Origin of the sequence: Nocardia carnea (genome assembly GCF_029869215.1) — a bacterium.
GTDB classification, from domain to species: domain Bacteria; phylum Actinomycetota; class Actinomycetes; order Mycobacteriales; family Mycobacteriaceae; genus Nocardia; species Nocardia carnea_B.
Genome location: NZ_JARWPM010000029.1, coordinates 1 through 21,614, shown reverse-complemented (window position 1 = coordinate 21,614; position 21,614 = coordinate 1). Strand labels below are relative to the sequence as shown.

19 protein-coding genes and 1 pseudogene are annotated in these 21,614 nt (G+C 69.6%); 15 read left to right on the top strand and 5 right to left on the bottom strand.

Going from position 1 to position 21,614, the window contains the following annotated elements:
• Nucleotides 1-178 precede the first annotated feature (178 nt).
• The gene (locus QH276_RS00765) at nucleotides 179-1,930 is read right to left on the bottom strand and encodes an acyl-CoA dehydrogenase (RefSeq protein ID WP_280400065.1); all 1,752 of its coding nucleotides are present in this window, start codon (nucleotides 1,928-1,930) and stop codon (nucleotides 179-181) included.
• Nucleotides 1,931-2,705: 775 nt separating this feature from the next.
• Here QH276_RS00765 and QH276_RS00760 point away from each other — a divergent pair.
• Nucleotides 2,706-3,671 carry a glycerate kinase gene (locus QH276_RS00760; RefSeq protein ID WP_280400064.1) on the top strand — a complete coding sequence of 322 codons (966 nt, stop codon included), beginning with the start codon at nucleotides 2,706-2,708 and terminating at the stop codon, nucleotides 3,669-3,671.
• Between the two features lie 285 nt (nucleotides 3,672-3,956).
• Here the strand turns inward: QH276_RS00760 and QH276_RS00755 are convergent, their stop codons facing one another.
• Nucleotides 3,957-4,424, bottom strand: coding sequence for a PPOX class F420-dependent oxidoreductase (locus QH276_RS00755; protein ID WP_280400063.1), 468 nt, complete (start codon nucleotides 4,422-4,424; stop codon nucleotides 3,957-3,959).
• Between the two features lie 182 nt (nucleotides 4,425-4,606).
• Here QH276_RS00755 and QH276_RS00750 point away from each other — a divergent pair, with 182 nt between their 5' ends.
• The 9 genes from QH276_RS00750 to QH276_RS00710 all read left to right on the top strand — a co-directional run bounded on the left by QH276_RS00750 (nucleotide 4,607) and on the right by QH276_RS00710 (nucleotide 13,658).
• A complete protein-coding gene (locus QH276_RS00750; protein WP_280400062.1) occupies nucleotides 4,607-5,029 on the top strand; it encodes a ChaB family protein in 423 nt (140 codons plus the stop codon).
• A gap of 139 nt (nucleotides 5,030-5,168) precedes the next feature.
• Entirely contained in the window at nucleotides 5,169-5,399 is a 231-nt protein-coding gene (locus QH276_RS00745; protein WP_280400061.1) for a hypothetical protein, read from the top strand.
• 718 nt (nucleotides 5,400-6,117) lie between these two features.
• Nucleotides 6,118-6,438, top strand: a complete 321-nt coding sequence (locus tag QH276_RS00740) for a hypothetical protein (protein WP_432278670.1) — start codon at nucleotides 6,118-6,120, stop codon at nucleotides 6,436-6,438.
• Complete coding sequence (locus tag QH276_RS00735) at nucleotides 6,428-7,927, top strand: aminotransferase class I/II-fold pyridoxal phosphate-dependent enzyme (protein ID WP_280400059.1); 1,500 nt, start codon at nucleotides 6,428-6,430, stop codon at nucleotides 7,925-7,927. Before QH276_RS00740 ends, QH276_RS00735 begins: the two co-directional genes overlap by 11 nt.
• 373 nt (nucleotides 7,928-8,300) lie before the next feature.
• Nucleotides 8,301-8,951, top strand: coding sequence for an ABC transporter permease (locus QH276_RS00730; protein WP_280400070.1), 651 nt, complete (start codon nucleotides 8,301-8,303; stop codon nucleotides 8,949-8,951).
• A complete protein-coding gene (locus QH276_RS00725; protein ID WP_280400058.1) occupies nucleotides 8,944-10,128 on the top strand; it encodes an ABC transporter ATP-binding protein in 1,185 nt (394 codons plus the stop codon). Before QH276_RS00730 ends, QH276_RS00725 begins: the two co-directional genes overlap by 8 nt.
• Nucleotides 10,125-10,904, top strand: a complete 780-nt coding sequence (locus QH276_RS00720) for an ABC transporter permease (protein ID WP_280400057.1) — start codon at nucleotides 10,125-10,127, stop codon at nucleotides 10,902-10,904. Before QH276_RS00725 ends, QH276_RS00720 begins: the two co-directional genes overlap by 4 nt.
• A 71-nt stretch (nucleotides 10,905-10,975) precedes the next feature.
• On the top strand, nucleotides 10,976-11,980 hold the full coding sequence (locus tag QH276_RS00715) for a glycine betaine ABC transporter substrate-binding protein (RefSeq protein WP_280400056.1): 1,005 nt from the start codon (nucleotides 10,976-10,978) through the stop codon (nucleotides 11,978-11,980).
• Between the two features lie 19 nt (nucleotides 11,981-11,999).
• A complete protein-coding gene (locus tag QH276_RS00710; RefSeq protein WP_280406552.1) occupies nucleotides 12,000-13,658 on the top strand; it encodes an FUSC family protein in 1,659 nt (552 codons plus the stop codon).
• Between the two features lie 215 nt (nucleotides 13,659-13,873).
• On the opposite strand, the gene QH276_RS00705 is transcribed toward QH276_RS00710, so the two are convergent.
• The 3 genes from QH276_RS00705 to QH276_RS00695 form a co-directional block, all read right to left on the bottom strand.
• Nucleotides 13,874-14,620, bottom strand: a complete 747-nt coding sequence (locus QH276_RS00705) for a maleylpyruvate isomerase N-terminal domain-containing protein (protein ID WP_280399624.1) — start codon at nucleotides 14,618-14,620, stop codon at nucleotides 13,874-13,876.
• Between the two features lie 133 nt (nucleotides 14,621-14,753).
• On the bottom strand, nucleotides 14,754-15,341 hold the full coding sequence (locus QH276_RS00700; protein ID WP_280399623.1) for a TetR/AcrR family transcriptional regulator: 588 nt from the start codon (nucleotides 15,339-15,341) through the stop codon (nucleotides 14,754-14,756).
• A gap of 277 nt (nucleotides 15,342-15,618) precedes the next feature.
• Entirely contained in the window at nucleotides 15,619-16,842 is a 1,224-nt protein-coding gene (locus QH276_RS00695; protein WP_280399622.1) for a cytochrome P450, read from the bottom strand.
• Between the two features lie 287 nt (nucleotides 16,843-17,129).
• Between QH276_RS00695 and QH276_RS00690 the strand changes: the two genes are divergently transcribed.
• The 5 genes and pseudogenes from QH276_RS00690 to QH276_RS00670 all read left to right on the top strand — a co-directional run.
• The gene (locus QH276_RS00690; protein ID WP_280399621.1) at nucleotides 17,130-18,455 is read left to right on the top strand and encodes a bifunctional o-acetylhomoserine/o-acetylserine sulfhydrylase; all 1,326 of its coding nucleotides are present in this window, start codon (nucleotides 17,130-17,132) and stop codon (nucleotides 18,453-18,455) included.
• Between the two features lie 672 nt (nucleotides 18,456-19,127).
• The gene (locus tag QH276_RS00685) at nucleotides 19,128-19,223 is read left to right on the top strand and encodes a potassium-transporting ATPase (RefSeq protein ID WP_280399620.1); all 96 of its coding nucleotides are present in this window, start codon (nucleotides 19,128-19,130) and stop codon (nucleotides 19,221-19,223) included.
• Nucleotides 19,220-19,309 (top strand): potassium-transporting ATPase subunit F, encoded by a 90-nt coding sequence (locus tag QH276_RS00680; protein WP_280399619.1) that lies wholly within the window; start codon nucleotides 19,220-19,222, stop codon nucleotides 19,307-19,309. Before QH276_RS00685 ends, QH276_RS00680 begins: the two co-directional genes overlap by 4 nt.
• Complete coding sequence (gene kdpA, locus QH276_RS00675) at nucleotides 19,310-20,980, top strand: potassium-transporting ATPase subunit KdpA (RefSeq protein ID WP_280399618.1); 1,671 nt, start codon at nucleotides 19,310-19,312, stop codon at nucleotides 20,978-20,980.
• Nucleotides 20,980-21,614: pseudogene (locus QH276_RS00670) on the top strand (potassium-transporting ATPase subunit B); the annotation flags it as partial. The gene kdpA and the pseudogene QH276_RS00670, both read left to right, overlap by 1 nt.

The following is a 21,614-nucleotide window of genomic DNA, read 5'->3' as shown; positions in this document are numbered from 1 at the left end:
CCCCCCCCCCCCCCCCCCCCCCCCCCCCCCCCCCCCCCCGCCCCCCCCCCCCCCCCCCCCCCCCCCCCCGCCCCCCCCCCCCCCCCCCCCCCCCCCCCCCCCCCCCCCCGCGCCGATTGCGAGGAAGAGCGCCGGCGGGTTCACCTATCCGGTGGCCGGCCGCGCCCTCCGGCTTCCGTCAGCGACGGCTCGGCTCGTTGCAGCGGGCATTCCACGCCCCGGGCAGATCGTCCGACAGCACCGGGGCGTCGAGGATCTCGTCGTCGAAGCCGAAAGCATCCAGCAACGCGGGCAGGTTGGCAGCCAGATCGTCGATGGCCGTGCGCAGCCCCTCCTTCGTCTTCTCGACGCCCGCGATATCGAGCAGACCGTGAGTGAGATACCACGTGGCGTGCTGATCGAGATAGTGCAGCGCGAAAACATCACGTACAGCCGCGATTTCGGGCAGCTCGGCATGCTGGTCGAGCAAGCGCAGGGCCGCTTCGGCACAGTGGGCGTCGGCGAGGTCGAGAGCGTGCGGGATCACCGCCAGCCGGTCCTCGAGCCCCGGAGTCTCCAGATGCGGCCGTGCTTCGTGCGCGATCGTCGCGGTGCGAGCGCCGAACAGGCGCGCGCGATCCCCGGCGTCGGCGGGGTCGTGCAGAACCGGCGCGGCCGGTGGGGTGGCGAGCAACTGTTTGGCCAGCGCACGCCCGGCCACGGAGCCGAGAACGGCGCAATCGCCCTCACCGGTGATGGCCGCGTGACAGACGCCGAGGTAGTTCGCGATCCGGTTGGCGCTGAACATGCCCTGCGCGCCCATCTTGATACGGCAGTGCGTAACCGTGTCCAGCGCGTGCAGCTGGATGAAGTACTTGGCCAGCATCGCCGTCACGACGGTATCGCGGTCGGTCAGATCGCTGCCCGCGAGCATGGTCTTGACGTCGTTACCGTAGATCGTCCGGGCCACGGTGCCCGCCAGGTCGGTGAGCAAGGTGTCGCGGACGTGGGGAATATCGACCATGAGCGGATGGTCGACGGCCGTCATCGGCACCACTCGCTTGGTGGCGTAGTTCAAGGCGATGTAGAGCGCGGCGCGGGCCGAGGCGTTGAGGCAGGAGGCGAGTGCCATCCGGCCGACGGTCAGCTGGCTGATCGCGGACGGGAACGCCCGCCGCCGGCTTTCCTCGTCACGCCAGGTGAGCACGCCGCTGTCGTCGATCGTGGCCAGGCCATTGCTCAGCCAGGCGTCGCGGTCGACCCGGAGGTTGTCGAAGCTGATGATCGCGTTGTCCATGACGACCAGCGGCTGGTGGTCGAGCTGGGTGATCGTCACACCGGGGGCCGGATTGCCGTCGGCGTCGCGTAGTCGCGCGGTGAACAGGTGCACACCCTGGTCGACGCCCGCCCCGTCGACATACCGGGCCGCGACGATACAGACCCGGGACACCGGAATACCCACCGAGGGCATGAATTTCCGTGCCCGCGGATTCGGGGTGTTGATTACGAACCCGTCGCCGTCCCAGGTCGCGGTGGTCTGCATGAACTGGATATTCGACCCGCACCCGTACTCGGTGAGCAGGATGACACCGATGCTCGAACCGTTGTCCAGGTCTTGGAGATACGGTGCGGCGGTATCGGAATCGGTGAGCGTGGACAGGCTGCCCGACACCAGATTGTAGTGACCGGAGATCAGCGGGACCAGGTCCGTCGCCAGCACCGCGGACCAGTCGAACACGGCGAACAGGGCGGGCAGATCGGTTGCGGTGGCGCTGGTGCTGCCGAACTTGCCGACCAGGTACTTCAGCTGGTCGTAGGCATTGGCGCGCCGTTGCTCCTGGCTCTGCTGTTCCGTGACGGCGAAGTCCGGATTGCTCAGGATCTCCTGGAGCTGCTGATGAATCTCGGGGCTACCGTGCCGAATCAGTTCGGCAAGCGATGTGCGTTCCATTTTCGTCTCCTACTCACTTCCGATCCCACCGGTCCACCGCTGGGCATACGGGTCACCGCTGCCGGCTTCGCCACCGCCGCGACCGATGGTCACGACACGTCTTTGTGCGCACCACCGGAAAGGATGAGGAGGGGGAAGCCGGACGATCACCTGTCAAGAGGTCAATACACCACACACCTTCACGTGGCTTCGTTCCGCCACCCGGCCGGCGGAGGTGGTCACCCCGGCACGCAGCGGCGATAGCCGCGGAACACCGGTCGTTTTCATCCAGGGGAGACGGGAGGGAGCCACGGCCACCCGGCAGACAGTTCCCGCCGAACCGAAACTTGCGACCTCCACTTCCGACAACAAAACCGTTGCCGTAGAGTTGCCGCCGACCCGCCCTGACACGAATTGTATTGTGCCACAGCCGGAGTTCTCACTCATGCCGAATCATCACGAGGATTGGTCTAGGCCTATCACCTGCGGTTCTGCGAAATACCGGCCCAGCAGGCGGTATCCATACCGATCGGGCAGCGGAACCGGCCGCTGATTTGCCAGAATTACTTTCCTACGAAACGGTCGGTACCCTTTCGATTCCGGCGAGCGCGGCAAGTGGCCGCGGATGCGGACGATCCAGACCGGTGGACAGCACGAGACGATTCGGGCGCGGAACGACGCGGAAGAGACAGCGGCCAACAGCCGGTCCGACTGCGATCCGGTACCTGCCGGTCGTTAGAGTCGCCGCCATGGGTGTATCAGGGAACCGCGGGCCGATCGACGAAGGACCACTGCCGTGACAGTGCTCATCGCTCCGGACAGTTTCAAAGGCACCTTCACCGCGGTGGAGGTCGCCGAGGCCATCGGCAAGGGTGTCGAGGAAGCCGGCGAGCGGGCGCTCCGGCTCCCCGTCGCCGACGGCGGCGAGGGAACCCTGGACGTCCTGCGTGCACCGCTCGGCCTGCACCCGGTGACCATCACGGCGCGCAATCCGTGGGGCGTGCCCTGTTCCGCGACATTCGGGCTGTCGGACGACGGTGTCGCGGTGGTCGAGATCGCCGCGGCCAGCGGAATCACGACACCGCACGACGGTCCGCGCGATCCGGTCACCGCCGACACCTACGGCACCGGCATGCTCATCGCCGCCGCCGCGCGGCGCGGGGCGCGGCGGATCGTGGTGGCGGCCGGGGGTTCGGCCACCACCGACGGTGGTACCGGCGCGATTGCCGCCATCGAGGACGGGGGCGGGCTGGGCGATGCGTCGATCACCGTACTCACCGATGTCACTACGCGTTACGTCGACGCGGCACGCGTTTTCGGGCCACAGAAGGGCGCGGACCCGGCCACGGTCGAGAAGCTGACCCGGCGGCTCGCCGATACCGCGCGCCGACTGCCGCGCGACCCCTCCGGGGTGGACGCCACCGGGGCGGCCGGCGGATTCTCCGGCGGGATGTGGGCGCAGTACGGCGCCGAATTGCGGTCAGGCGCGGAGTATGTGCTGGACGCGGCCGGATTCGATGCGCTTGCCGCGCAGGCGAAGGCCGTGGTGGTCGGTGAGGGACGGCTCGACGGGCAGACCCGGGCCGGGAAGATCATCTCCGCGATTCTCGCCCGGTCGGGCAGCACGCCGGTGTACGCGGTGGTGGGGTCGGTGGGGGCGGACCTCGGCGATTACCGGTCACGGTTCGCCGAGGTCATCGTCGCCTCGGACGCCGCCGCCATGCACGCGGCGGGCCGGCGGATCGGAGCCCAGACCTCCTGAATTCCGCGAGCCGTCCCGCTAACCCACGTGGTCCCGCCGCCTCGGACGGTGCCGGGACGGCGAGGAACGCACAATCGCCTTCGGCCACACCGGCGAAACGGATGAGTGCCTGCACCAGCGTGCCGGGCCCGGCCGCGGCCAGGCGAACGAGCGGTCGCGCACGGAATCTCCGCGGGGATTCGAACCGCGTGCCGGAAATTCCGGGCCCGGGTGCGGGTGTCCGGCCGCCCCGGGATGCGGGCATCGGACACCATCCCGGGTCGACGGGCAGCCCCGGCTCGTCGGTCAGCCGGCCGGGGCGTGGTCCGGTGGGAAACCGCCGGTGGCGATCGGGCCCCAGCGTTCGATGGTGATCCGGATCAGCGATTTGTTCTGCCTCGCCATGGCTTCCCGGTATTCGTCCCAGTCGGGGTGCTCCCCGGCGATCCCCCGGTAGTAATCGACCAGGCCGTCGACGGCATCGGGCATATCGATCACCTCGCCGCGCCCGTCGACCTGGACGTAGGCATCGTCGAACTCATCGGAGAGCACGCAGATCGACACCCGGGGGTCGCGGCGGATATTGCGGGTCTTGGCACGGCCGGGATAGGTGGACACGACGATATGGCCCTGTGGATCCAGACCACAGGTCACCGGGGACATCTGTGGTGAGCCGTCGGTTCGCGTGGTGACCAGTACGCCGTGATGGCGGGTGCGCAGGAATTCCAGCAGGGCGGCGCGGTCGACGGTGGTGGCGGTGGCGATTCGTGGCATACAGGCCTTCCGGTCCGTTCGCGCGTGGGCTGTCTGCGCAGCATAGCCAGCGACCACGACGGACGGCCTTCCGCCGCCCCGAGCCCTGATTCATCTCCGCGCGAACGGGTAGCCGCCGTGCTGTTCGCGCCGGACGGCGAATACCGGCCGGACGGAAGCCACTACCAGGAAGGAGCTCTGCGATGCCGAAGACGACCAGCCGCGGTACTGCCCGGAAATCCGAATTGCCGAGCACCCTGCAGCGTTCGGACGAGAAAGCGCAACGCACCTTCGCCAAAGCGCACGATTCGGCGATGCAGACCTACGGAAGCGAACAGCGCGCGCATCGGGTGGCCTATGAGGCGCTCAAACACAGCTACGAGAAGATCGGCGACCACTGGGAGCCCAAGAAGAAGCGGGGCCCGTCGGACGAACGCGCCGCGAGCGGCGGGCCGAACCCCAAGGGTGCCACGGCCGAGGGCGTCGACGCGAACGCCTCGAAACAGCATCTGATCGACGTCGCGGGCCGGCTCGACATCACCGGTCGCTGGAAGATGACCAAGGACGAACTGGTCTCGGCGATCGAGAAATCCAATCGCCGCGCGACCGCCCGCCGCCGGAAGTAACCGGCGGCCGGCCCCTATCGATCGAGCGCGCCATCCGGTTTACCGATCACGCGGCCGGGTAGCGCGCCGGTGACGGTACGAACACCGTCGGCACCCGCGGCGCCCGTATCGGGCGCGCACCATCGAACAGGAGGCCGCAATGAGCATCCAGCAAGAAACCGGCCAGTTCACCGGAACCAAGGACAAGGACTACAACCTCATCTGGTTCACCGAGGCATGCCTCAGCAACGCGCTGCGTATGGAGGTCTACAGCCGCGACGCCGAACGCGCGGGCGATACCGAAGTCGCCGAATTCTTCAAACGCGCCCAGCACGAGAGCCAGAAGGGCGCCGAACAGGCCAAGGCCCTGCTCGCCCAGCGCCTGAGCTGACCCCGGCCGACCCGGCACCCCGCGGCCCCGCCCGGTGCGCACCGAACGTCCGGGCGGGGCGCAGTGCGGCCGGTAGCGCTGCGGCGGGTCCGCAATCCGATGGTCACCGCCGTACCGAACCGGTGCGGCAGGATTCGATTCGAGAAGACGAGCACCGGTGCGGCAGGATTCAGAGAAGAGGACGAGCATGCGTGACATCGATCCGCAGCCGCCGGTCCCCGGGCCGGATCCCGACCCGGGGCCACTTCCCATACCCCCGGCTCCCCCGCCGGATCCGGGGCGCCGGCCGTCTCCCGTGCCCGATCCCGACCCGCCGCCACCGGACCCAAACCGTCCACCCGGCCCGGGTCATCCGCCCCTTCCACCGGACCCGGGTCCGACACCGGCACCGCCGGACCCCGGTCGCCCGCCCCTCCCACCAGATCCAGGCCGGCCGCCCCTCCCACCGGACCCAGGCCGGCCACCCCTCCCACCGGACCCAGGCCGGCCACCCCTCCCACCGGACCCAGGCCGGCCACCCCTCCCACCAGATCCAGGCCGACCACCCGGACCGGCACCGGACCGGCCGCCCGTACCGGATCCCGCGCATCCCGCCCCGCCCGGCCCGAACCCCGCCTGAGGTGGCGGGCGGCACGGTCGGCCGGGTGGTTCAACCGCCGGTCAGCGGGTATCCGGGCCGAAGTCCCTGGTCGGAAGCGCGACAGGAAAGGACATGACCATGGTCGCCGGACACGAGCCGCAGCCCAGCGGCGATCCGCACGAGCACCGTTTCCCCGATACCGAGCGGACCACGCGTTCGCATGCGGGGGAATCGATCGAAGACGCCCGGAACTGGCCCGGCATCATCTTGACAGCCCTCGGCCTCGTGCTGGTCGCCCTGACCCTGACCGCCGCCGGCTACGGCTTCGAGGGCTGGGCCATCGTGGGGGGAATCTGCGCCGGGGTATGCCTGGTGACCGGTATCGGCCTGGTGATTCTCGAGCATCGCCGGGTGAAAGTGGGGGAAGGGGCGACGTTGCGGGAGCCGCGTGGGCACTGAGCAGGGTGCCCGGGAAAAGCTCGATCAGTCCCGGGCCCCACTGCTGGAAGCGCTGGCCGACTATCAGCGCCTGGGCCGCTACGGGTTCACCCCGCCCGGCCATCGGCAAGGTCGCGGGGCGGACGAACGCGTCCTCAAGGTGATCGGGCGCGATGCGTTCGCCGCCGATGTGCTGGCTTCGCCGGGGCTCGACGACCGCTTGTCGCAGGGTGGGTATCTGGCGCACGCCGAGGAACTCATGGCCGCCGCGGTGGGAGCAGACCAGGCGTTCTTCTCCACCTGCGGGAGCTCACTCTCGGTCAAGGCCGCGATGATGGCGGTCGCCGGGGGCTGCGACGGCGGTTTGCTCGTCGCGCGCGACTGTCACAAATCGATCGTGGCGGGCCTGATCTTCTCCGGCGTGCTACCGCGCTGGATCACGCCGCGCTGGGATACCGAACGTCATTTCACCCATCCCCCGTCACCCGAGCAGGTGCGGGCCGCCTGGGACAAGTACCCGGACGCGGCGGGCGCGCTGATCGTGAGCCCCAGCCCGTACGGCACCTGCGCCGATATCGAAGGTATCGCGAAGGTCTGCCACGAACGCGGGAAACCGCTGATCGTGGACGAGGCGTGGGGTGCGCATCTGCCGTTCCATCCCGGCCTGCCCACCTGGGCGATGGATGTCGGCGCGGATGTCTGTGTGGTGAGCGTGCACAAGATGGGTGCCGGTTTCGAGCAGGGCTCGGTGTTCCATCTGCAAGGTGATCTCGTCGACCCGGTACGTCTGCGGCACTGCGCCGACCTGCTGATGACGACCAGCCCGAACGTGCTCGTCTACACCGCGCTGGACGGCTGGCGCCGGCAGATGGTGCAGCACGGCCGGGAGATCTTCGATCGCGCGCTCGATACGGCCCGCCGCGCCCGCACCGAACTCGACCGGATACCGGGTATCCGGGTCATGGAGGACGAACTGCTCGGTGTGGAGGCCTCGCACGATCTCGATCGCCTGCAGGTGCTGATGGATGTCTCGGAGACGGGTGTCAGTGGGTACGAGGCCGACGCGTGGTTGCGCGACAACTGCCGGATCGATCTCGGTCTCAGCGATCACCGCCGCCTGCTGGCGACCCTGTCGCTGGCCGACGACGCGGCGACGGTGAGCACCCTCGTCTCGGCGATGCGGACGTGGCGGGCGCAGGCCCGGCCCAGCGACACTCCGCGCGAGATCCGGGTACCCGGGCCGGACGAACTGCTGCTGGAAACGGCGATGCTGCCCCGCGACGCCTTCTTCGGGCCCACCGAGATGGTGCCCCTGGACGCCGCGGCAGGCCGGATCGCGGCCGAACAACTCACGCCCTACCCGCCGGGGATTCCGGTCGTGGTGCCCGGCGAACGCCTCGGCCGGGGCGTGCTGGAATACGTGCGCACCGGGCACGACCGCGGAATGAACATTCCCGACGCCTCGGACCCGGAATTGAAGCAGGTCCGGGTGGTGGCCGGCGGATCCTGATTCGGCGGCCCGGCGGCGGGTACGCGCCCGGTATGGAACTTCTCGTGATCGTCGGGATCGCGATCCTGGTCGCCGCGGTCGTCGGCTACCGGCGGTTCACCGGGCGGCGCCCGGACACTCCCGAATCCCCGGACAACGACGGCCGCTGAGCCGCCGTCTTCCCGCGACGCGGTGACCACCGCCGTCGCCGCTGTGGCGCGGGTCTCGGCCGGGTTTCGATCCGGTTGGGCTCGGGCACTCCTATCCAGGGTTCGGTGAGCGCGGTACGCGCCGGCCGTCCCGCCCCCGCTCACGCCGGCGTTGTGCCGCGCCGGAATCCGGTCCCGGTGCGGCCGCGACAGCTTCGCCGTACCGGACAACTGGAGGTCCCGCCCTGGATACGTTGTGGACCTTCGTCGTGGAGCGGCGCCACCAGCTCGTCGTGGATTCCTATCTGCACGTTTCGGCGGTGGTGCAGTCGCTGCTGATCGCCACCGTGGTCGCGGTACTGATCGGGGTGCTCGTCTACCGCAGCCCGGCCGGTTCCGCCGCCGCCACGGCCGCGGCCGGCACCATCCTCACCGTGCCGTCGTTCGCGTTGCTCGGCCTGCTCATCCCGCTCTTCGGGCTGGGTGTGGTGCCGACGGTGACCGCGCTGGTGCTGTACGCGCTGCTGCCGATTCTGCGCAATACCTTGGTGGGCCTGTCCGCCGTCGACCCGGCGGTGGTCGATGCCGCGCGCGGGGTCGGGATGAACCGGCTACGCGTTCTGGCCGCGGTGGAACTACCGCTGGCCTGGCCGTCGATTCTCACCGGGATGCGGGTCAGCACACAGTTGATCATGGGCATCCTCGCCCTCGCCGCCTACGCCAAAGGCCCCGGCCTGGGCAATCTGATCTTCTCCGGCCTGGCCCGGCTCGGCAGCCCGAACGCGGTACCGCAGGCGCTGACGGGCACTGTGCTGATCGTTCTGCTCGCTCTGCTGCTCGACGGGTTCTTCCTGCTCGTCGGCCGTTTCACCGTTCCGAGGGGGATTCGTGCCTGATTCCGCTACCACCGCCGATCCGGCGGTCTCCGGGGTCGAGATCGTGCTCGACGCGGTCACCAAACGCTATCCGGGACAGCGGCAGCCGGCGGTCGACACGGTGTCGATGACGATCCCGGCCGGCGAGATCGTGGTCCTGGTGGGGCCGTCCGGATGCGGGAAGACCACCACGATGCGAATGATCAACCGCCTCATCGAACCCACCTCCGGCACCATCACCATCGACGGCCGCGATGCCGCCGCCATGGACCCCGACCGGCTGCGCCGCGGTATCGGGTATTCGATCCAGCAGGCCGGGCTGTTCCCGCATATGACGGTCGCGAAGAATATCGCCACCGTGCCGGGCCTGATCGGCTGGGACCGGAAGCGGATCGCTGCCCGCACCGACGAAATGCTGGAGCTGGTGGGCCTGGATCCGGACACCTATCGCGGGCGTTATCCGCGGCAGTTGTCCGGGGGCCAGCAGCAACGGGTCGGAGTGGCCCGCGCGCTCGCGGCCGACCCGCCCGTCCTGCTGATGGACGAGCCGTTCGGCGCGGTGGACCCGATCACCCGCGGCCTGTTACAGGACGAACTGCTGCGGTTACAGGCCGAACTGGGCAAGACCATCGTATTCGTCACCCACGATTTCAACGAGGCGGTCAAACTCGGCGACCGGATCGCCGTCCTCGGCGACCGCTCGCGCATTCTGCAGTACGACACCCCCGCCGCGATCCTCGCCGACCCCGCCGACGAGACGGTGGCCGGGTTCGTCGGCGGCGACGCCTCCCTGAAACAGCTGACGCTGACCCGGATCCGGGACGTCGTCCTCGACGACTGTCCCACCGTTACGGAGGACGATTCGGTGGAAACCGCTCGGGCCGCACTCGCCGAGCGGGAATGGGGGCTGGTGCTCGATACCCGCCGCCGGCCGCTGCGCTGGATCTCGGCCGCGCAGCTCGCGCACGCAAGGTCGGTCCGCGATACCGGGACCCCGCTGGGTGAAACCCTGGCCATGGCCTCGACTCTGCAAGACGGTCTGGAGGCACTGCTCACCGACCGTAATGCCACCGGGGTCGTCACCGGATCGCGCGGCGAATACGCCGGGCTGGTCACGATCGACACCCTGGTTTCGCACCTGTCGGCGCTGCGCGCCGCACACGGCGGTGACCCGGCCGCGACGGAAGTGTCCGCATGACCGCCACGCAGGACGCTCCCCGGACCGGCAAACCCGCGGCGGCGCGGCGCGCCGACGGTGCCCGGCTGTTCGTCCAGCCGGTCCTCGTCGCACTGCTCACCGTCGGTGTGCTGGTCTGGGCGCTGCGGCGCGATCTCACCGTCACCCAGCAGGCCAGCCTGACCGCGAGCAATATCGCCGCTGTCACCTGGCAGCACGTGCTGATCACGGCGACGGTCGTGGTACTCGTCGTCGCCGTCGCAGTCCCCCTGGGGACCTTGCTGACCCGGCCCGGGTACCGCAGGCTCGCACCGTTGTTCGTCGGTATCGCCAACGTCGGGGCCGCCGCCCCCGCGATCGGGCTGATCGTGCTGTTCTACCTGGTCACCCGGACAACCGGCTTCTGGATCGGCGTCGCACCGATCGCGTTCTATTCGCTGCTACCGGTGCTGCGCAATACGATTCTCGGCTATCAGCAGGTGGATCCGATGCTCATCGATGCCGGGCGCGGGCAGGGAATGTCGACGGTGACGGTACTGCGCCGGATCGAGTTCCCGCTGGCCGTGCCCTACATCCTGGCCGGTCTGCGCACCTCGCTGGTGCTGGCCGTGGGCACCGCGACGCTGTCGTTCCTGGTCAGTGCCGGGGGTCTGGGGATTCTCATCGACACCGGCTACAAACTGCGCGATAACGTCACCCTGGTCGTCGGCGCGGTCCTGGCCGCGGCGCTGGCGCTGCTGGTGGACTGGCTGGGCGCTGTTGCCGAACGCGTCCTCGGCCCCCGGGGCCTGGCATGAGTGGGTCGGGCCCGGAGGTGGCAGCGCAGCGTCACCACGCAGGGCCCCCACTCATGCCCCGGCAACACAGCATGAGTGGGTCAGGCCCGGAGGCGGCGGCGTCCGTACGCCGTATCCTCTACCCGCTGATACTCGCCGCGGTGGTTCTTCTCGCGGGTTGCGGTCTACAGGCCGGTAGTGCGGTGCCGTTGCGGGTGGGTCCCGGCAGTATCCGGCCGGTGCCGGAATTGCAGGGCGTGGCGGTGACCGTGGGATCCAAGGATTTCACCGAACAGTACATCCTCGGGTACATCATCGAATTCGCGCTGGTCGCGGCCGGTGCCGAGGTCCGCGATCTGACCGATATCCACGGGTCGAACAGTTTGCGCGACGCGCAGCTCAACGGTCAGATCGATATCGCCTACGACTACACCGGCACCGGCTGGGTGAACTATCTGGGCAACGAGAAACCGGTCCCCGACGAACAGGGCCAGTTCGCCGCCGTGCGCGACGCCGATCGCGCGCAGCACGCGATGGTGTGGGCGGCCATGGCGCCGATGAACAACACCTATGCGCTGGCGACGGCCCGGCGCACCGCCGAGAAGACCGGGGTGACAACACTGTCCGGCTATGCCGAACTCGTCGCGACCGATCCGGCCGCGGCGGCGACCTGCGTGGGTACCGAGTTCAATGTGCGCCAGGACGGTTTCCCCGGTATGGCCCGCGCCTACGGTATCGACGAGGGCCGGGTGCAGAAACGAATCGTGCAGGACGCCGTCGTCTTCCAGGCCACCGCCGACGCCGGTCAGTGCGCGTTCGGTTCGGTGGCCGCCACCGACGGCCGGATCCCCGCCCTGGACCTGGTGCTGCTGGAGGACGATCGCGCCTTCTTCCCGAAGTACAATGCTGCGCTGGTGATGCGTGCCGAATTCGCCGAGGCGCACCCGGAGGTCGCCGCGATCATGACCCCCATTTCCCGGCTGCTCACCAACGAATCGATCACGGAACTGAACCGGCAGGTCGATGTGGAGGGGCGCGAACCGGCGGAGGTCGCGCGGGACTGGATGGTCGCGAACGGGTTCGTCACCGAGGAATGAGCTGCTAGGAGGCGGTGGATTGGTTGCCCCGGAAGGCCCGCAGATACCGTCTCCCGCACCGGCCCGGTCGGTGTTGTTCGGTCTACCGCCCGCGGGCCGCCGGTTTCCGGGCGCCGTCCGTGCCGCGGTCGCGTTCGGGGCGCCCGCCCTGCCGGCGGTGGCGCTGGGGTATGAGCAGCAGGGTCTGATGGCGGCCACCGGTGCGCTGGCGGTGATCTTCGGGGAGGGCCAGGTCTACCGGCGCCGGTGGCGGGTGATCGGCGCGGCCGCACTGGCCTTGGCGGTATCGGCGTTCGCGGGCGGCCTGGCCGGGGAACTGATCGAGGGCCGGACGGCCGGCGGCGGATCGCACTGGTGGCAGCTGATCCTGGTCGCGTTGATGTCGGTGGTCGCGGTGGCGGGCACCTTCGTCAATTCGGCGCTGCGCCTGGGGCCGCCGGGCGGATTCTTCTTCGTTCTCGCCGCCGGGGTCGGCGCGCTCATCACCGGTCACGGAGTGCCGCCGGACGAGGTGGCGTTGTGGACGGCGATCGGCGGGATCAGCGCGCTGCTGGTCGGGATGTCGGCGGCCCTGTCCCGCGACAGCGCCCCGGAACAGCGGGCGGTGGCGGCCGCCGTCACCGCGGTACGCGATTTCGTGGCCCTCGACCCCGGCGGCGACCGCACCGACGCCTACTACGCCACCGCGATGAAGGTGCAGACGGCCTGGACACTGCTCGATGACGCCCGGCGGCCCGCCGGCGACAGTTCGGTCGCCGAACTCGGCGCCGCCCAGCGATCGTTCGCCGCGGCGCTGCACCGCGGCGATACCGGCGACGACGAATCCGAGTTGCTGTTCGATACCGGCCGGCCCGCCCCGACGCCCCGGCCTGCCCTGCGGTACCGGCTGCGCCGTTCGGCGTCCCCGGACAGCCACGCCGCGGTCGCGGCGAACCGGATCGCGATCGCCGCCCTGCTGGCCGGCGGGCTCACGGTCGCGGCGGATCTCGGGCGTCCGGACTGGGCGGTGCTCACCGTCACGGTCCTGCTGCATCAAGGCCCGGACCGGGTGCGCGGCACCTACCGCGGGGTGCACCGCATCGGTGGTACCGCGTTGGGGCTGGTGCTGTTCACCGGCCTCTACGCCGTCGAGCCGCGGGCCTGGGTGCTGGTGCTGATTCTGATGGCGCTGCAGTTCGCGATCGAAACATTCGTCGCGCGCAACTACGGGCTGGCGGTCGTCTTCATCACCCCGCTGGCGTTGCTGATGGGCGGTGGCGGACAGTACGGCGATATCCTCCCGGTGGTGCGGGACCGGTTGACCGAGAGTGTGATCGGTGTCGTGATCGGGCTGGCGGTGTTGTGGTCGATCGACCGCCGCGCGCACCGGCGGGTGCTGTTGCGCAACGACCAGCGGGTGCTCGAGGTGGTCGGGCGGATACTGCGGTCCCCGGGTCTCCCCGCGCGGCAGCGCCCGGCCGAGACCCGGCGGGAACTGGAATTCGAGCTGATGGGTTCGACGCTCGGCGCGATCGACGCCGCGCACAACGAACCGGAATGGACCCGCGCGCACTGGACCCGCCATCAGCGGATCCGCCGTCTGGGGCACGAGGTCCTGGCCGCGGACCGTTCCGCCGCCACCGCGGTGGACCCCGAACGCCTGAACCGCTGGTCCCGCAGCCTCTCCGAACTCGCCTAGCTGCGGGTCGATGCCGCCGCACACCGCGCATCTCGTCACGCCACCGACCGCTGAACCCACCGGGTGCACCCCCGCCCGCTCCGCGCGGACCGGCCGCTCCTCCCGTGCCGGCAGCCGGGTGGCGTTGCTGCCGACGGACGCCCGGCACTGGAGACTGCCCACCGACTCTCCGGTGCCCGAGACGTGCAGAGCCCGGCCGGGCCGGGGGCCGGGGGTCAGGGAACGATCGGCTCCTGTAACACCGCGTCGACGTCGGCTCGATTCCCTTCGACGGTCAGCCCCGCCTCGTCGAGGGTGACCCGGCCCCACAGCAGCAGGGCGAGACCTTCGGCGGAACCCGAAACCCGCAGCGGCACTTCGCCGATATCACTGCCCACGCCACCGAGCACCCACCCGGGTGCCGGGTCGAGATCCGTGGCAACCAACGCAAGCGGGGTAGCCAGCGGAGCCATGCGACCGGTGCCCACCTGCCGGGGATAGAACACGGTCACCACCTCGTCCACGGCGTCCGCCCAGACCTCGGGCACCGCGCGTAGCAATCCGAGCGCGGCCTTGCCCGCGATGGCCGCCCGCAGATCGTGGGCGTGTACCAGTGTTTCGTGGACCTGCCGACGGTGCCAGAACGATACCGGCCCCTCGGCCATCGGTTCCGGGTACGCCAGGACACGCGCGGTCGCCGCGGGATCCAGTTCGGCGAGGGTTTCGCGGAGTTCGGTGGCGCAGGTGGCGTAGTGATCGGCGAGGTCGAACGGGCCGTCGCCCAGCCGGGCCGCCTTCTCGGCACGTGCGCTGGCCGCGGCCCAGTGGTGTACGAAGGCCAGATGCTCCACGAGTTCGCGGACGGTCCAGGCGCCGCAGGCCGGCACCGCGGCCGCCGGATCGGCATCGGGAATGGAGGCGAGGAACTCACCCTGGAAGTCGGCCAGCAGCAGCGGGAAATCGAGGCCGGATTGCGCGCTCATGCCGCCAAGCTACCGCACTCCCCCGACACCGCTGTTCCACCGCGGGCGCAGTCCCGAACCCGCCTGTATGCCCGTGGACAAACCACCGGAGCCCCCGGCGGGGCCGCGGCGGCAGGCGAGGCGCGGGCGGGTCTCAGTCGATCGGCAGCCGCGCATCGAGCAGGAACGGCAGCAGGAAATCGCGTAGCATCGCCCGTTCCTCGGCCTCGTCCGCGGGCGGCAGGGTCAGCAGCGACACCATGACGCGTACCGCCCACCGGCCGAGCCGCTGCGCCGCCGCGGGCGGCAACTCCGGCCGGAACCGGGTGACGAACGCGGTCACCAGCGCGTCGATCACCGCCGACGAATCCGCCAGCCGCGCCACGATTCCCGCATTGGCCGGCTCGAACCAGACCGCCAGATGCGGGGTCTTGCGGGTCTCGGCCAGGGTGGCAGCGATTCCGTCCAGCAGGCGTTCGGCGCGGTCCGGGCCGTCGAGCGGGTGGTCACGCCAGACCCGTTCGATCAACTGGGTGGCCTCGCGGCCGGCGAACGCCACATATAGTGATTGCCGGCTGTCGAAGTACCGGTAGAGCGTGGCACGGGAACACCCGGCGGCCGCGGCGATCTCGGCCATCCCGACCGTCCCGGCGCCCTGGTCGATCACCAGCGTCCGCACGGCGTCCAGAATCCGCTCGGCCGCCAGCTCGGTCCGCCCGCCCGCCAACCAGTCACCGCTCATCCGAGACCACGCTCCACTTCCACCGCCCGGCTCGAATCGCCGTGCACTGCCCGTACGCACGAGCGCGACCGGCGAGCTGTGCACACACCGCCAGCGGGCGGGGGTACCGCACTGCCGACTCCGGCTCGCTCATGCGCGGTACAGCGGGCATGAGCAAGAGTCCGACCCGGTGAGGCCGCGCTACCACTACCGGCCCTGACGCCCTCACACTCGGTCTTCCGGCACGGGCGGGGCCTTACGGGGTCACGCGGCATTACCGATTCCGGGCCGGGCGCGCTCAGGCCGTGCAACGGAACGGCACGCTGGTGGGGCGCCGGACGTATGGGCCCGGCGCGTAGGTGACGGCGTCGATATCCACGCGATACTCAGGGAAGCGGTCCAGCAGTTCCTCCAGCGCGACCCGGGCCTGCATGCGGGCGGCCGCGGCACCGAGACAGTGGTGCGGGCCGTGGCCGAAGGTCATGATGCGCTGCGGGTTGCGGTCGATGTCCAGTTCCGCCGCGTCGGCACCGAAGGCCTGTTCGTCGCGATTCGCCGAGCCGTACACCAGCAGCACTTTACGGCCCGCCGGGATCGTCCGGCCGGCGAGTTCCACATCGTGCGTCGTGGTGCGGGCCAGCCCCTGGACAGGTGAGGTGAGCCGGGCGAATTCCTCGATCGCCACCCGGATCCGTCCCGGATCGGCGGCCAGCGCGGCCCGCTGCTCCGGGTGTTGCTGCAACAGTTGGACGGCTCCGCCCAGGAGGCCGGTGGTGGTGTCGTTACCGCCCGACACCATGGTCCAGGCGTAGGCCAGGATCTGCACCAGCCCGTCCACATCGGTGTCGTCGGCCGCCATCCCCGCCTGCACCAGCAGCGACACCGTATCGTCGCCGGGGTCGGTGCGCCGGCGTTTGATCAGTTCCGCGAAATAGCCCAGCATCTGCATCGACGCCACCTGCGCATCCTCGGTGCGCTGGGTACTGGCCGCGACGACGGCATCGGTCCACCCGTCGAACAGCGGCCGGTCCTCCTCCGGAACGCCCAGGTAGTAGGCCACCACCATGGTGGGCAGCGGTTTGAACAGGTCGAGCACGATATCGCCACCGCCGGCGGCGGCCAGCCGGTCCAGCCGCTCCCGCACGAACCGGCGCACCACCGGTTCCACCTCCTCGACCTGCCGCGGCGTGAACCCGCGGGCCACCAGTTTGCGGAATTCGGTGTGCTCGGGTGGATCCTGCATCACCATCGGCGGGTTGGCGGTGAGACCGATCTGCTCGAGTTCGCCGTACTCGACGGTGAGCCCCTGACTGGAGGAGAAGGTGCCGACATCGCGCGCCGCCGCGTACACGTGCTCGTGCCGGGTCAGCACCCAGTAGTCGTTCTCCGGGTGTTGCGCCGGCACCACCCGATGCACCGGATCGTGCTCGCGTAGTGCGGCGTACATCGCCCACGGCGAGCGCCATGTCTCCCCCGAACGCAGCTCGAAGTACGCCTCATCCTGATACGTCTGACCCGTCATGTCGTAACGGTAAGACAGAATTCACTGTTTGTCTTAGTTATGCGGCAATTTCCCGACGCCGCCCGGAAAGGGACGCGAAACGCCGGCACCTGGTGCTCGCGGCGCCCGCCCGGCACAGTTGGAATCGGAAAGAGCAAAACCGTGGCCGGCGCGGCACGGAACGCATAGGTTTGGCGGGCCGCAGCGGTGCACGGGCCGCGGCAGGCCGGCACGCGTGTACCCGAGAGGGTTTCGGCGCGCTGTCCGGCGCGATCGGCTGTTCCCCCGACCCTCAGGAGTATTTCGCGATGACCGAGTCCACGCCCCCGGCCGACCCGAGCGCAGGCTGGAGCTTCGAGACCAAACAGGTCCATGTCGGGCAGACACCGGACGGCACCACCAACGCCCGTGCGCTTCCGATCTACCAGACCACGTCCTACACCTTCCGGGATACCGCGCACGCCGCGGCGCTGTTCGGACTGGCCGAACCGGGAAATATCTACACCCGGATCATGAATCCGACCCAGGACGCCGTGGAACAGCGGATCGCGGCGCTCGAAGGCGGGGTCGCCGCGCTGCTGCTCTCCTCGGGGCAGGCCGCCGAAACCCTGGCGATCCTGAACCTGGCCGGCGCCGGGGATCACATCGTCTCCAGCCCGCGGCTCTACGGCGGCACCTACAACCTGTTCCACTACACCCTGCCCAAGCTGGGTATCGAGGTCTCCTTCGTCGAAGATCCCGACGACCTGGACCAGTGGCAGGCCGCGGTCCGGCCGAATACGAAGGCGTTCTACGGCGAGACGGTGTCGAATCCACAGAACCATATCTTCGATATCCCGGGGGTGGCCGAGGCCGCTCACAGCGCCGGCGTCCCGCTCATCGTCGACAACACGGTCGCGACCCCGTATCTGATCCAGCCGCTCGCGCACGGCGCCGATATCGTGGTCCATTCGGCCACCAAATATCTGGGCGGCCACGGTGCCGCGATCGCCGGCGTGATCGTCGACGGCGGGACGTTCGATTGGACGGTCCGCGGGGAGGACGGTCCGCGGTTCCCCGGTTTCACCGAACCGGACCCCAGCTACCACGGCGCCGTTTTCGCCGATCTCGGCGCACCGGCCTTCGCCCTCAAGGCGCGGGTGCAGTTGCTTCGTGATCTCGGCGCCGCCATCGCCCCGTTCAACGCGTTCCTCATCAGCCAGGGCCTGGAAACGCTGAGCCTGCGGGTGGAACGGCATGTACAGAACGCGCAGGCCGTCGCCGAATTCCTGACCGAGCGCCCGGAGGTCACCTCGGTGTCGTATGCGGGCCTGCCCTCCTCCCCGTGGTACGAACGCGGTAAGCAGCTCGCGCCGAAGGGCACCGGCGCGGTGGTCGGCTTCGAACTCGCCGGTGGCGTGGACGCGGGCAAGAAGTTCGTCGATGCGCTCACCCTGCACAGCCATGTCGCCAATATCGGTGACGTCCGCTCACTGGTCATCCATCCCGCGTCCACCACGCATTCCCAGCTCACCCCCGAGGAGCAGCTGAGCTCCGGGGTCACGCCGGGGCTGGTGCGGCTCGCCGTGGGGATCGAGGGAATCGACGATATCCTCGCCGATCTGCGCACCGGGTTCGCGGCGGTCGCCGAGTAGCGCGCACCGCTGCCCGCGCTCCCGAGAGCCGGATCCGCGTCACCGCGGGTCCGGCTCTTCGCTTCTGCCCGCACCGACGCGTGATCGCCCGCAGGGCGGCCCGGTCCCGCCGCCCGGGTGCGCGGAGACGGACGGGTACGGGAGCTCAGCCCGGGACGCAGGGCGTACCCGAGGAGTACACGTGTAGCACGCAGCGCACGGCCAGAATGATCGCATCTGCCAGTTCGGCGGGGGTGTAGGCGAACGGGTGCATGAACGGTCCTCCGGGGCGCGGGGCCGGAGCGGTACCGGCCGGTTGGTCATCGGGGGCGTACAGCCCTACCCGCAAGCGTGCGCTCTCGACCGCGTTCGCGCGCCGATTCGCCGGACACAGCTCGACATCGACTTCGCCCACTCCTGAGCGCAAGAACTCCGAGAAACTCGAGTGCCGGCGCATCGCATCCAGGGCTGCGCGAGGTGCGTGGGCATTCCGCCGCTTCGGCGCGCGGGCCAGCTGTTCCGGTGACGGGCCGCACACTGCCCCGGCCGCGCGCGCAAGGAAGACGTCAAGGCGCGCAAGCAGGGCGTAAAGGAGTCGTCAACGGGCGGGGCGCCGGGGTGGGCGACTCGTAGTTTCGACCCGGTTGGGCAGCCGCAGCCGTTCGGTTGTGTCGCGCTGCCCCGGGTTTCGGAATGGAGGCGTACGTGTCGATCCTGGCCTATCTGCTGGTCACGGTCGCGGTATTCGGTGTGCTCGGGTTCGTGCAGCGAATGGTGGAACGACTGTGAACGTCATCAATGCCGTGGGCCTGGCCCTGGTGGTCCTGGTCGCCGGGTTGCTGGTGGCCGCCCTGCTGTTTCCCGAGAGGTTCTGAGTGAGTACCACCGTGGCGGGTGTGCTGTTCCTCGGCACCCTGGTGGCGGCGCTGGCCGTGGTCCATGTGCCGCTGGGGGACTACATGTACCGCGTCTACACCGGCACCCGGCATACCCGGTTGGAACACCGCATCTACCGGCTGATCGGCGCCGATCCCGGCCGTGAGCAGACCTGGGGCGGATACGCCCGCAGCGCCCTCGCCTTCTCGGCGGTGAGCGTGGTCTTCCTGTTCGTCCTGCTCGTCGTGCAGCACCGGCTGCCGCTGTTCCCGGACGCGACGGCCACCCCGATGTCGGCGGCATTGGCCTGGAACACCGCGATCAGCTTCGTCACCAATACGAACTGGCAGAACTATTCGGGTGAGTCGACGCTCGGGCCATTGGCCCAGGCCGCCGGGCTCACCGTGCAGAACTTCGTTTCGGCCGCGGTCGGGATGGCGGTCGCCATGGCCGTGGTCCGCGGGCTGGCCCGCGCCCACGCCGGCACGCTCGGCAACTTCTGGGTCGATCTGGTCCGCGGCACGCTGCGGATTCTGCTGCCGATCTCCGCGCTGGCCGCGGTCGTGCTGATCGGCGGCGGGGTGATCCAGAACTTCCAGCTCAACGACCAGGTCGCGACCACGCTCGGCGGCGCGCAACAGACCCTGCCCGGCGGGCTCGTCGCCAGTCAGGAGGCCATCAAGGATCTCGGCACCAACGGCGGCGGACCGTTCAACGCGAACTCCGCGCACCCGTTCGAGAACCCCACCGCGTGGACCAACTGGCTGGAGATCTTCCTGCTGATGGTGATCGCCTTCTCGCTACCGCGCACCTTCGGCCGCATGGTGGGCAACCCCAAGCAGGGGTACGCGATCGCCGCGGTGATGAGCGTGCTGGCGTTGGTCAGCGTCGCCTTGGTCAGCGTCTTCCAGCTCCAGCACCACGGCACCGTGCCGGCCGCGGTCGGCGCGTCCATGGAAGGTGTCGAACAGCGCTTCGGGGTCGCGAATTCCGCGGCTTTCGCCGCCGCGACCACTCTCACGTCCACCGGCGCGGTGGATTCGATGCACGATTCCTACACCAGCCTCGGCGGCATGATGCTGATGTTCAATATGCAGCTCGGCGAGGTGGCGCCCGGCGGGGTCGGGTCCGGCCTGTACGGGATGCTGGTGCTGGCCCTGATCACGGTGTTCGTGGCCGGGTTGATGGTCGGGCGCACCCCGGAATACCTCGGGAAGAAGATCACGCCCCGGGAGATCGAACTGGCCGCCGCCTATTTCCTGGTGACGCCGGTGATCGTGCTGGGCGGTACCGCGCTGGCCATGGCCATGCCGGGACAGCGTGCCTCGATCCAGGACTCCGGACCGCACGGCCTCTCGGAGGTGCTGTATGCGTTCACCTCGGCCGGTAACAACAACGGGTCCGCCTTCGCCGGGCTCACCGGTAACACCGAATGGTTCAACACCGCGCTCGGGCTGGCCATGGTATTCGGCCGGTTCCTGCCGATGATCCTGGTGCTGGCCCTGGCCGGTTCCCTGGCGAAACAGGGCACCGCCCCGGCCTCGGTGGGAACCCTGCCCACTCATCGGCCGCAGTTCGTCGGCCTGGTCGCCGGTGTCACCGTGATCCTGGTCGCTCTCACCTTCCTGCCCGCGCTGGCGCTCGGGCCGCTCGCCGAAGGACTCCACTGATGTCCGCTCCCACCCTCGAATCGACCCCTGTACCGGCGGAGCCGCACACCACGAAGAGCCGGGTCCGCGGCGGCCTGCTCGAGCCGCGGCTGCTGCTTGCCGCGCTCCCGCAGGCCGTGCGCAAACTCGACCCGCGCACCCTGTGGCGCAATCCGGTGCTGCTCATCGTCGAGATCGGCGCGGTCTGGGCCACTGTGCTGGCCGTGGCCGACCCGAGCTTCTTCGCCTGGGCGATCGTCGCCTGGTTGTGGCTCACCGTCGTCTTCGCGAACCTGGCGGAAGCCGTGGCCGAAGGACGCGGTAAGGCCCAGGCCGATACCTTGCGCAAGGCCAAGGCCGATACCGTCGCCCGCCGGCTGCGCGACTGGGCACCCGGCGCCACGCCGGTCGAAGAACCGGTTCCGGCACCGGAACTGCGCCGCGGCGATCACGTCGTGGTGGAAGCCGGGCAGGTCGTGCCCGGGGACGGCGATGTGGTGGAGGGGATCGCCTCGGTCGACGAATCGGCGATCACCGGAGAGTCCGCGCCGGTGATCCGCGAATCCGGGGGCGACCCGTCCGCGGTCACCCGCGGTACCACGGTGGTGTCGGGCCGGATCGTCGTACGGATCCCCCAGGAGCCCGGCCACCGCGT